Raw genomic sequence first — 11,928 nt, 5'->3', positions numbered from 1 at the left:
CGGCGCCCTCCCTAAAGCGCAGCCCCGGCGCTGCTGAGCGCTTTCGCACCGATGCAAATCTTGTTGAAACAGATTGTTTCAACTATCCGGCCCTCGAACAGTCACACACTCACACACGCTCCCTACGTATATCGAGGCCGGATGAGTTTTATTCTTTGCATGACTGTGCTCGGCGTCTTGTTGATGCTGCTGGCACTGACGTCCTCTTATCTGCGTTGGCTGCCAGTGACCACTTCGGCGGTGTGCCTGGCGTTTGGCGTTGCCATCGGCCCGTTGGGGCTGGACCTGATGCAGCTGGACATCCGCACCGCCTACGAATGGCTTGAACGCCTGACCGAAGTCGCTGTGCTGTTTTCGCTGTTCAACACCGGGATCAAACTGCGCCTGCCGTTCAGTGGCAAAGCCTGGTCCGCTGCGTATTTACTGGCCGGGCCAGTCATGCTGCTGACGATATTGGGAACCTGCCTGGCTGCGCATTACTTGCTGGGGATTTCCTGGGGCATCTCTTTATTGCTCGGCGCCATGCTGTCGCCCACAGACCCTGTACTGGCGGGTCTGGTGCAGGTCAACAACGCGCAGGATTTCGACCGGGTCAGATTCGGCCTGTCGGGCGAGGCCGGGATGAACGACGGCACGGCCTTCCCCTTCGTCATCTTTGCCCTGGCGTTCCTCGGCATGCAGGGCAGCAATTTCGACTGGGTGCAGGGCTGGCTGCTCAGAACCATCGTCTGGGGCGTGCCTGTTGGCCTATTGCTGGGCTACGGACTGGGGCGTGGCGTCGGACACCTGATGATTTACCTGCGCATCAAGAATGCCGACAGCACCTCCTCGCCCAACGACTTCCTGGCCCTGGCGCTGATCGCCATGGCCTACGTGATCGCTGAAGGGCTGGGGGCGTTTGGCTTTCTCTCAGTGTTTGCCGCAGGTCTGGGTTTGCGTCAGGCCGAGGCCCAGGTGACACAGTCGGAACTGCCCTCCGAACATGTGGCCAAGCCGGTGTTGGGCCACATGCACAGCGATCCGGAGACAGCCACCGCCACCACCGATGAACTGAGCGACACTCAGCTGGCGGCCGGCGTCATGATGGGCGACATGCTCGCATTTGGCGGTCTGGTGGAGCGTTCGATGGAAGTGCTGTTGATCACCCTGCTGGGCGCGGCGCTTTCGCTGTATTGGGATTGGCGGGCGATCGGGCTGGGTTTGGCGCTTTTCTGCATCATTCGCCCGGTCAGCGTCTGGCTGCTGGTCAGCCGCCGGTTGCTCAATGTGCCGCAGAAGGCCTTGGTCAGCTGGTTCGGCATTCGTGGCATCGGCACGTTGTATTACCTGTGCTACGCGCTCGCCCATGGGTTGCCCGAATCTGCCGTGCAAACCACCATCGGCCTGACACTGTCAGTGGTGGCGCTCAGCATCTTGCTGCACGGGGTGAGTATTCAGCCGTTGCTGGAGCGCTACGAGCGCAGCAACGCGGTGAACCGCGAAGACTGAGTGCCGTCCCGCTTACGCCCGGCGATCTGCGCGGGTGTGAAGCGGCAACTGCTCCTGGATCTTGCCCAGAAGGTTGTCGAGGCTGACCGGTTTTTGCACCAGCAATTCGTCGCGCACCGTGTCGCAGATCAGCGAACTGCGATCAGCTCCCCCGGACATGAACAGCACCGGCAGTCCGGGCCGAATCTGCTTGAGCACCTGGCCCAAAACAGCCCCGCCAAGATCGCGCATCAGGCAATCGGTGATGACGATGTCGGGCCGTGTGTGTTCAAGCGCCTGCACGGCCGCAAACCCGCTGCCGACCGGGTGCACGTCATAACCGACGTCGATCAACAGTTGAGCCAAGGTCTCGCGCAGCGCCTCATCATCATCGACCAGCAACACCTTGGCCCGATGCGTCACCGATTCAGGGGTCGCCGCTGTCTGGATCTGCAAGTTGATGTCGTGGGCGCGATCACTGACTTTGAGCAGCAACCGCACGCAAGTTCCATAAGTCTCGCCACATGAAACTGACGCTGATCCCCCGGTCTGAATGGCAAAACCATAGACCTGAGACAAACCCAGCCCAGTACCCTCGCCGATTTTCTTGGTAGTGAAAAAGGGTTGGAAAACCTGCTCGCGCACCGACTCAGGGATTCCCGGACCGTTGTCGGTGACTGACAGCTCGACATACTCCCCGTTACCCGCGCTTTCGCTCAGATCGATAAAGCGGGTTTTAACCTCGATTCTGCCACTGCCCTGCATCGCATCGCGGGCGTTGATGAGCATGTTGAACACCGCCGATTCCAGCTGCGTCGCGTCGCACAGCACGCTGACCGGCAACCGGGCCAGGTTGAACTCCAGCTCGATGTCCGGCCCCAGCACCCGTCCCAGCATCATTTCGATGCTCGCCAACTGTTCGCAGATATTGAGCGCTTGCAGCGTGGGTTGCGTCTCCCGGGAGAATGCCAACAACCGACTGATCAGCGCAGCGCCTTTGTCTACGGCCTGCAGGCCAACCTGCGCCCAGCGCTTGACCACCTCAGGCTGCTGGGCCTTGCGATCGACGAATTGAAAGCTGGAACTGATGGCCTGCAGCAGATTATTGAAATCGTGGGCGATGCCGCTGGTGAGCTGACCGATCGACGCTACGCGCTGGTTCTGCCGCAATCGGCCGTGGGCGCAGCTGTCGTCAGCCAGTGCCGCAATCACTTGCTGGCTAAGATGTCGAGCCTGCTGGTCGCGATGGGCACTGAGTTCACGCAACTGCAACAGCGCCGCAGTCTGCCGAGCCAAGGCTTGCAAAGCAGCACGTTGCGCCTGATTCAATGTGCGCGGTTTGCTGTCGATGACGCACACCGTGCCCAGCGCGTGGCCATCGAGGGTGACGATCGGCGCGCCCGCGTAAAAACGAATAAAGGGTTCACCCAGCACCAAGGGATTGCTGCTGAAGCGTAAATCCTGGGTGGCATCTTCGATCACCAGCAGCGCGTCCGGCTCAAGAATCGCGTACGCACAAAATGCCAGATCCCGATGAGTTTCCTTGGCCGGTAAGCCGATGCAGGCCTTGAACCACTGGCGCTCGTTGTCCACCAGTGACACAAGGCCGATGGGCGCGTCACACACATTGGTCGCCAGCTCGACGATGTCGTCAAAGGACTGCTCCGGAAGGCTGTCAAGAATCGCCAGCCTCTCCAACGCCTGGATGCGACGCGCTTCATCGATGGGTAACGGGGCGGGAATTTCGGTCATGTACGAAGGGTTCGCGATAAGTGCAGTCATTAAACAGCGTTCGGAAACAGGCAAAATCGACTGGAACCATAGAAGGCAAACAGCGATGTCATCGCGCCCGGACCACATGATGCAAGAAGGCCAGCACGGGTTGCAATCCAGTTTTGGGCAAGGGGTGCGGCCTTTGGTCTCTTTAAGGAGCGGTTTTTTCCGGATAAGTTCTGTGACCTCCGCCAATTAGTCTCTCCGCCCTTCATCGACCCAGTCGATCACTTCATCAGAACTAGCGATTGGACGCTCTGCCACTGGATCGGTAGCTTGCTTAGCAACTGATCCCGCCCTCATGGGTCAGGCATCGCTTTGCCGCACCGACGCTTTTACTTCGTGACACTCTTTCCCAGGGACATGCCGCCTTGTGCAATCACAAGCGCGCACCGAGACCGGACTCTTGCCTAACCCTAATTTGCGAAACGCCCGACCTAGCTTCGCGGCGCTGGCCCATGTGTAAGAGCCCCGTCCCATGTCTATCAATACGCCGCAACAGATCGCCGACATCACCATTGAGGCTGGAGTCAAGAAATCCCACTTGCCGACGCTGTCGGTGATGGTGCTGGGATTTCTCGCCGGGGCTTTCATCGCCCTGGGCTTTTTGCTGGATATCCACGTCAGCACCATGATCCCTGGCCCTTGGGCGTCGCTGGGTAACCTGCTGGGTGCGGCAGTGTTCCCAATTGGCTTGATTCTGGTGATTCTGGCGGGTGGTGAATTGCTCACCGGCAACATGATGAGCCTGCCCACGGCGATGTTCGCCGGGCGCATTACCCTCGGCGCAGTGGCGCGCAACTGGCTGCTGGTGACGTTTGCCAACCTGCTTGGCGCTCTGTTCGTGGCGTACTTCTTTGGCCATGTGCTGGGGTTGACTGAAGGGGTGTTTCTCGCCAAAACGCTGGCGATTGCGACCGCAAAGGTCAACGCAGACTTCGGTCAGGCGTTTATTTCGGGGATCGGATGCAATTGGCTGGTGTGCCTGGCGGTCTGGCTTTCTTACGCCAGCAAGGACGTCGCAGGGAAGATTCTCGGCATGTGGTTTCCGATAATGGCTTTTGTCGCCATCGGCTTTCAGCACGTGGTGGCCAATATGTTTATTATCCCGGCCGCGATCTTCGCCGACGCCCTGAGCTGGACTCAGTTTGTCGAAAACTTCGTTGCGGTGTTCCTGGGAAACGCAGTGGGCGGTGCAATTTTCGTCGGTTTGGCGTATTACGTATCTTATTCGAACGTCTTGCAGTCCACGGTTTCCAACAGCAGCGTGGCAGTGGAAAACGCTCGCGAAACTCAAAAAATGTGAGCTTTTGGGCAGCGGTGTCTAGCGACATGGCCTGGCTGCCGATAGGTTATCGAGAGCACTAAATGTCAGAACGAGTATTACTGGACGGGTTTGCACGCAAAGTCGATTACGTACGGATTTCCGTCACCGATCGCTGCGATTTCCGTTGCGTTTACTGCATGGCCGAAGAGATGACCTTTCTGCCGCGCCAGCAGATCCTTTCTCTGGAAGAGATCGAGCAGGTGGCCGAGCGCTTCGTCGCCCTGGGGACCAAAAAGATCCGTCTGACGGGCGGCGAGCCGCTGGTTCGCGCGGGCATCGTCGGTTTGTGCAAACGCATCGCCGCCCTCCCCGGTCTGCGTGAACTGTGCATGACCACTAACGGCTCTCAACTCGATAAACTCGCCCAGCCGCTGTTCGACGCAGGCCTCAATCGTCTGAACATCAGTCTGGACAGCCTTGATTCGGCGCGTTTCAAAGAGCTGACCCGTACGGGTGATCTGGCCAAGGTCATCGCCGGTATCGATGCGGCCAACGCGGCGGGTTTCGTTCACACCAAACTCAACTGTGTGGTGATGCAGGGTCGTAACGATCATGAGATCAACGACCTTGTGGCCTTCGCCATCGAGCGCAAGCTGGATATCACCTTTATCGAAGAGATGCCGCTGGGTGTGATCAGTGAGCACAGCCGCGCCGAGTCGTTTTTCTCAAGCGACAAGGTGCGCGAGCGGATCGCCGAGCGCTACACGCTGATCAACTCGACCGAGTCGACTCAGGGCCCTTCCCGGTATTGGCGGGTGGCCGAAGCGCCGGACATCCGTATCGGCTTCATCTCGCCCCACAGTCATAACTTCTGCGCCACGTGCAACCGGGTACGCGTGACCGTCGAAGGTCGTTTGCTGCTGTGCCTTGGCAACGAACACTCGATGGACCTCAAGGCCGTGTTACGCGCCAACCCCGGCCACCCGGAAAAGCTTGAAAAAGCCATCATCGAGGCTATGAAGCTCAAGCCCTATCAGCACAACTTCGAGATCAACGATGACGTGCAGGTCGTGCGGTTCATGAACATGACCGGTGGTTAATTCTCCTTGGCTTAACCCCCTTTGCGAAGACGCCCCAATCCCTTGTCGGAGCTGACGAGCAGCGCGAGGCTGCGAAAAGATCGTCCGGCTGCGAAATATTCAGCGCCCAAAATGGCGTCTCGCAGCCCTCGTGCCTCGGAAGCTCCTACAGGGGTTTGGCACGACGCGAAATCAGCGACGCAGACACAATTCTGTAGGACCGCGCTTGCCCGCGAAATCCTCAGAGTGGAAGCATCGACGCCCGATTGCGACTTACCCCTCCTGAACCAGCGCTTCGAAGGCCTCTTCGATCAGGCTTACATCCGTCGGCCTGACCAGGCGCGCAATCTCTACCCCGTCACGAAAAAAGATCAGCGTTGGCCACAGTTTCACCCGAAACGAACGGCCTAACGGGCGTCCGCTGCCGTCTTCGATTTTCAGATGACGCACACCTGGGAAATCGGCAAAGACCGTGGCGATCAAAGGTTGAGCGGCCTTGCAGTGGCCGCACCAATCAGTGCCGAACTCGATGACGCTGGCACCGGACAACGCGTTGACCTCATCGCGGCCAGGGGCGGTAGTGGCGTAAGGGGTGATGCTCATGGGTGGCGTGCTCCGGCTGATTTCCGAATGTGCGGTGCGTTTCTGGAAGTGACGCTACCACGGGGCGGGTGACGCGATCATCCCAGGCGATTCATGCGTGACCGCCCAATCGCTTCTGCCCGAAGGGCGTAGGAGTCCGGCTTGCCGACGATGGGCTGCGAAGCGCCCCCGGAATCAGGCGCCTCGATGTATCAGCTAAACCGTGTGCACAGGCCTGACTGCCGCTACGCGCCAGATCGCGAGCAAGCTGCGCTCCTACGGGCTCCGCCCAGAAGCAAGATGCGTGCGGCGGCGCAAATCCGATTCTGCCCGGAGGGCGTAGGAGTCCGGCTTGCCGACGATGGGCTGCGAAGCGGCCCCGGAATCAGGCGCCTCGATGTATCAGCTAAACCGTGTGCACAGGCCTGACTGCCGCTACGCGCCAGATCGCGAGCAAGCTGCGCTCCTACGGGCTCCGCCCAGAAGCAAGATGCGTGCGGCGGCGCAAATCCGATTCTGCCCGGAGGGCGTAGGAGTCCGGCTTGCCGACGATGGGCTGCGAAGCGGCCCCGGAATCAGGCGCCTCGATACATCAACTAAACCGTGTTCACAGGCGTTCTGATCGTTCACACCCTCCGTGGTAATGAATCCCTTGCCGCTCTGCGTCATCACTTTCCGTTTGTTACCAAATCCGCATCAGTCCTTTACCGTTCGAGCGGATTACATGATGGAAGTCATATGCGTATATTACAACCATAATCTGACAGCAGCATCTTGCGCTGGAGACGTGGTCATGAAGAAGACGAGCTTTGAAAACATGCCCTGCCCGATCGCTCAGAGCCTCGAGCATGTGGGCGACTGGTGGAACATTTTGATCCTGCGCGATCTGTCTTACGGGCTCAGCCGTTTCGACGAATTCCAGAAGAGCCTGGGCATCGCACCGAATACCCTTTCCCGCCGCTTGAACGATCTGATCGAGTCCGGTCTGGTGGAGCGCCGGCCCTACACCGATAAGCCGCCGCGCTTCGATTACGTGCTCACCGAGCGCGGCCGGGACTTTCGTCCTGTAGTGCTGACGATGATGAAGTGGGGCAACAAGCACTTTTCGCCCTTGGGCACGAATATCGAGCTGATCGACAACAGCACCCAGCAGCCGGTGGACCTGGTGGTCGCCGACGCCCACACCGGCAAGCGCATCAACCTGTTCGACCACAGCCTGCGTTACACCGGCGCCGCTGACTCGATTTCAGCCTGGCGCATAGAGGCCGGGCGCAGCCGTCGTCAGGCCTACCGCGACGCCCTCCCCGACGCCCAATCCACCTCACAGCACAGCAAAAGGTAACCCGCGATGAACAGCCCCATCACCGCCACCGAGCCGGCAACGCCTGTCGCTCAGCCCGAGAAAAAACCATCGCGCGTCAAACGCCTGATCTTGCTGTTGCTGATCATCGCCACCCTGATGGCCGCCGTGCTGTTCGGCATTCACTGGTGGACCGTTGGCCGCTTTCTCGAATCCACCGACGACGCTTATGTGGGCGGCGATGTGACAGTGATCGGGCCGAAAGTGCCGGGCTACATCACCGAGCTGAAAGTGATCGACAACCAGTTCGTTCACGCCGGCGACTTGCTGGTCAAGATCGACGACCGCGATTACGTCGCTGCGCTAAACAAGGCCCAAGGCGCTGTCGCCGCTGAAGAAGCGTTGCTGGCCAATCTCGACGCCACTGAACAGTTGCAACACGCAGTCATCGGTCAGACCAAGGCGGGGATCGATGCCGCCAACGCCGAAACCGTGCGCTCCCGGGACGATCAGGTGCGCTATCAAGCGTTGTCCAGTCGCGCCGCCGTGTCGATTGAAAGCTTCCAGCGAGCCGACGCCACGTTCAAGACTGCGCGAGCCAACGGTGAAAAGGCCCAGGCCTCGATGCTGGCCGCGCAGCGTCAACTGGATGTGATTTCAACGCAAAAACAACAGGCCCGCGCCGCGTTGATGCAGGCCAAGGCCGAACGCGACATGGCACAGCTCAACGTCGGTTACACCGAACTCCGCGCTCCAGTGGACGGTGTAATCGGCAACCGTCGCGCCCGTGTGGGTGCGTACGCCGCAGCCGGCACGCAACTGCTGTCAGTGGTGCCCGCCAGCGGCTTGTGGGTCGATGCCAACTTCAAGGAAGACCAGCTGGAACATATGCTGCCAGGTCAGCCGGTCAGCGTTCGCGCCGACGTACTGCCGGGCCGCGTATTCCATGGCCACTTGAACAGCCTGGCCCCCGCCACAGGTTCGCAGTTCAGCGTGTTGCCGCCAGAAAACGCCACCGGCAACTTCACCAAGATCGTGCAGCGCGTGCCGGTGCGCGTGTGGCTGGATCACGATGACGGCGTGCTGGGCAATTTGCGTCCGGGCCTGTCGGTGATCGCCGAAGTGGACACCAACGCCAAAGTCCAGGATGACAACACATCTCCCGAGCAGAAAACCCAGCCTGTCGCCGTCGCCGGGAAGACCGCGCCATGAGCGGCACGACTGCAGCGTCGGCGGCGCAACCTGCCAGACCCAAAGGGCACATCGACGCCGCATCGATGCCCACCGCCGCTAAGGTTTTGGCCTTCGCCACCATGTGCGTCGGCATGTTCATCGCCCTGCTCGACATCCAGATCGTTTCCGCGTCACTGCGCGACATCGGCGGCGGGCTATCCGCAGGCCAGGACGAAACCGCGTGGGTTCAGACCAGTTACCTGATCGCTGAGATCGTGGTGATCCCGCTGTCGGGCTGGTTGTCTCGAGTGTTTTCGACGCGCTGGCTGTTCTGCGCCTCGGCGGTGGGTTTCACCATTGCCAGCCTGTTGTGCGGCCTGGCCTGGAACATCCAGAGCATGATCGCCTTCCGTGCGCTGCAAGGTTTTCTCGGCGGCTCGATGATCCCGATGGTGTTCACCTCGGCGTTCATGTTCTTTACCGGCAAACAGCGCGTGATCGCGGCTTCCACCATCGGCGCCATCGCGTCGCTGGCGCCTACTCTGGGCCCGGTGATCGGCGGCTGGATCACCGACGTTTCGTCGTGGCACTGGCTGTTCTACATCAACCTGTTGCCCGGTGCATTTGTCGCCATCGCTGTGCCGATGCTGGTGAACATCGATTCCATGGATCTGAAGCTGCTCAAGGGCGCGGATTACCTGAGCATGCTGTTCATGGCGCTGTTCCTCGGCTGTCTGGAATACACGCTAGAAGAAGGTCCGCGCTGGAACTGGTTCAGTGACCAGACCATTCTGACCACCGCGTGGGTGTCGGGTCTCGCCGGGCTGGCCTTCATCAGCCGCACCTTGTTGGTCAAGAACCCGGTGGTCGACTTGCGCGCCTTGAGCGATCGCAACTTTGCGTTGGGCTGTTTCTTCTCATTCGTCACCGGCATCGGCCTGTTTGGCACGATCTACCTGACGCCGCTGTTCCTGGGCCGAGTGCGCGGTTACAGCGCGCTGGACATTGGCATCGCGATTTTCTCCACCGGGGTGTTTCAACTGGCGGCGATTCCGGTCTACGGCTTTCTGGCCAACCGCGTCGATCTGCGCTGGATCATGATGTTCGGCCTGTCGTTGTTCGCCTTGTCGATGTGGGATTTCTCGCCCATCACCCATGACTGGGGCGGCAAGGAATTGCTGCTGCCCCAGGCCATTCGCGGCTTTGCCCAGCAAATGGCCGTGCCACCGACCGTGACGTTGACCCTCGGCGGGCTGGCCATGTCGCGCCTCAAGCAGGCGTCAGGGCTGTTCAACCTGATGCGCAACCTGGGCGGCGCCATCGGCATCGCGGCCTGCGCCACGATCCTCAACGACCGCACCAACCTGCACTTCACCCGCATGGCTGAGCACCTGAACACCACCAACGAGTCCATGAATGGCTGGATCGATCAGGTCACCGGCAGCTTCATGGGCCTGGGCCAGAACGCGGCCGACGCCACTCACTCGGCGCTGCATCAGCTGTGGCTGCTGACCTACCGCGAAGCGCAGACCCAGACCTACGCCGATGCGTTCCTGGCGATCATGGTCTGCTTCATCGTCGCCACCGCGATGGTGCCGCTGATGCGCAAGGTCGTGCCGCCCGCCGCGCCTTCAGCCGACGCCCATTGAGAACGCCATGAACATCACTCAAACATTGGAGCACCGCACCATGAACAGCCTGGCGTCGCGCTTGCAGCAAACCCGCCGTTTCGCCCTCAGCGCGCTGTTCGTGGCGCTTGCCCCGCTGCTGCCGGGTTGTGCGGTTGGCCCGGATTATCAGCAGCCGGCCAATCCGCTGACCTCCACCTACGACAATCAGTCGCTGCTGCAGCAGCGCGTCGGCGAAACCCCGGCGCCGCCGCTGGATACTTGGTGGACCGGTTTTGCTGATCCCGAATTGACCCGCATTGTGCAGCGCGTACTGGATCAGAACCTGGATCTGGCCAAGTCCATGGCCCGTGTCGAGCAGGCCCGCGCGGTCGCCAGCCAGGCCGGCGCCGAGCGCTTGCCCCAAGGCAGCCTCGATGCGCAAGTGGTGCGCCAGCGCCAATCCACCGAAAGCCCGATGGGCCAGGTCGGCAGCGCGTTCCCCGGCTACAAGCGCAATCAGACCCTGGAAACGGTGGGCGTCGGTGCCAGCTGGGAAACCGATCTGGCGGGCGGCCTGAAACGCGGCGAAGAAGCAGCCATTGCCGAAGCGCAAGCGGCTGAAGCCAGCCATACCGGCGTGCGTATTTCGGTGGCCTCAGAAGCGGCCGATGCGTATTTCCGGGTGCGTGGCGCGCAGCAACGGATCAGCGTGGCCGAAGAACAAGTGAAGACCGAAAGCAACCTGCTGGATCTGGTCAAGGACCGGCTCGGCAGCGGCCTGGCAACCAATCGCGAACAGGCTCAGGCACAGGCGTTGGTACTACAGGCCCGCGCGACCTTGCCGCCGCTGCGCACCGAGCTGTCGACCCAACTCAACCGCCTTGATGTGCTGATGGGCGTGCAGCCCGGTACATACGCCCAAGAACTGACAGCCAGTGCGCAGCAATACAGCGTGCCGACCATTACCGACACCGAAGGCCCTGCCAGCCTGCTGCGTCGTCGCCCGGACGTGATTGCCGCCGAACGCAAACTGGCAGCGTCCAATGCGCGCATCGGTCAGGCGATTTCTGAGTACTACCCGAAGGTTTCGCTGGCTGGGTTATTGGGTTTTGACACCGTACACAGCGGGCAACTGCTGTCGTCGGCCGCGTTCCAGCCACAGGCAATCATCGGCCTGCACTGGCGGCTGTTCGATTTCGGTCGGGTGGATGACGAAGTGGCGCAGGCCAAAGGCGCCAATGCCGAAGCACTTGCGGACTATCGGCAGTCGATGCTGAAGGCCACCGAAGATGTTGAAAACGCCATCGTGACCCTGACGCAGCTTGAGCTGCAGCGCAGCGATGTGGAGCAGGAAGTCGCCGCTCACCAGGTGGCGCGCGACGCGGCTCAGGATGCATACAAGGGCGGCGCGATCAGCCTGATTGAAGTGTTGGACGAAGACCGCTTGCTGCTGACTTCTCGGGATCAGTTGGCGCAATTGCACGCCAACGATGCCCGTGCAGCGGTGTCGACTTTCCGAGCCCTGGGCGGCGGTTGGCCTCAGGCCGCCAAGGAAGATGTAGCGCAGAAGTGATCCTTCTTGCATCGCAGCCTTCGGCAGAAGCGACGTCACCGATCGTATGACGGTCGCATCCCTGTGGGAGGGTGCTTGCTCGCGATCAGGTTTCTGGGCGCAGA

Annotated in this window: 9 protein-coding genes; 7 read left to right on the top strand and 2 right to left on the bottom strand. The window is 60.7% G+C overall.

What is annotated here, in order from left to right; translation table 11 throughout:
- Nucleotides 1–141 precede the first annotated feature (141 nt).
- The gene (locus tag ACWKWM_RS02835; protein WP_483844657.1) at nt 142–1,488 is read left to right on the top strand and encodes a cation:proton antiporter; all 1,347 of its coding nucleotides are present in this window, start codon (nt 142–144) and stop codon (nt 1,486–1,488) included.
- 12 nt (nt 1,489–1,500) lie between these two features.
- Here the strand turns inward: ACWKWM_RS02835 and ACWKWM_RS02830 are convergent, their stop codons facing one another.
- Nucleotides 1,501–3,249 carry an ATP-binding protein gene (locus ACWKWM_RS02830; protein WP_483844656.1) on the bottom strand — a complete coding sequence of 583 codons (1,749 nt, stop codon included), beginning with the start codon at nt 3,247–3,249 and terminating at the stop codon, nt 1,501–1,503.
- Between the two features lie 469 nt (nt 3,250–3,718).
- On the opposite strand from ACWKWM_RS02830, the gene ACWKWM_RS02825 reads away from it, so the two are divergent.
- Together ACWKWM_RS02825 and moaA are read left to right on the top strand one after the other, a co-directional pair.
- Nucleotides 3,719–4,546 carry a formate/nitrite transporter family protein gene (locus tag ACWKWM_RS02825; RefSeq protein ID WP_483844655.1) on the top strand — a complete coding sequence of 276 codons (828 nt, stop codon included), beginning with the start codon at nt 3,719–3,721 and terminating at the stop codon, nt 4,544–4,546.
- Nucleotides 4,547–4,608: 62 nt separating this feature from the next.
- Entirely contained in the window at nt 4,609–5,607 is a 999-nt protein-coding gene (gene moaA, locus ACWKWM_RS02820) for a GTP 3',8-cyclase MoaA (RefSeq protein WP_483844654.1), read from the top strand.
- 252 nt (nt 5,608–5,859) lie between these two features.
- Here moaA and ACWKWM_RS02815 read toward each other — a convergent pair whose 3' ends face one another.
- A complete protein-coding gene (locus tag ACWKWM_RS02815) occupies nt 5,860–6,189 on the bottom strand; it encodes a thioredoxin family protein (RefSeq protein ID WP_483844653.1) in 330 nt (109 codons plus the stop codon).
- A gap of 772 nt (nt 6,190–6,961) precedes the next feature.
- Between ACWKWM_RS02815 and ACWKWM_RS02810 the strand changes: the two genes are divergently transcribed.
- The 4 genes from ACWKWM_RS02810 to ACWKWM_RS02795 are packed head-to-tail and all read left to right on the top strand — an operon-like array spanning nt 6,962 to nt 11,824.
- A complete protein-coding gene (locus ACWKWM_RS02810; protein WP_483844652.1) occupies nt 6,962–7,510 on the top strand; it encodes a winged helix-turn-helix transcriptional regulator in 549 nt (182 codons plus the stop codon).
- A 6-nt stretch (nt 7,511–7,516) separates the two neighbouring features.
- Entirely contained in the window at nt 7,517–8,680 is a 1,164-nt protein-coding gene (locus ACWKWM_RS02805) for an HlyD family secretion protein (RefSeq protein ID WP_483844651.1), read from the top strand.
- Nucleotides 8,677–10,290, top strand: coding sequence for a DHA2 family efflux MFS transporter permease subunit (locus tag ACWKWM_RS02800; protein WP_483844650.1), 1,614 nt, complete (start codon nt 8,677–8,679; stop codon nt 10,288–10,290). The genes ACWKWM_RS02805 and ACWKWM_RS02800 overlap by 4 nt, the downstream gene beginning before the upstream one ends.
- A gap of 7 nt (nt 10,291–10,297) precedes the next feature.
- Nucleotides 10,298–11,824, top strand: a complete 1,527-nt coding sequence (locus ACWKWM_RS02795) for an efflux transporter outer membrane subunit (protein WP_483844649.1) — start codon at nt 10,298–10,300, stop codon at nt 11,822–11,824.
- The last annotated feature ends 104 nt before the right edge of the window (nt 11,825–11,928 follow it).

The sequence above is a fragment of the Pseudomonas rosaeacicularis genome, from assembly GCF_057128745.1.
The sequence above is the reverse complement of the archived record's forward strand: the minus strand, read 5'-3'. Positions and strand labels throughout refer to the sequence as shown.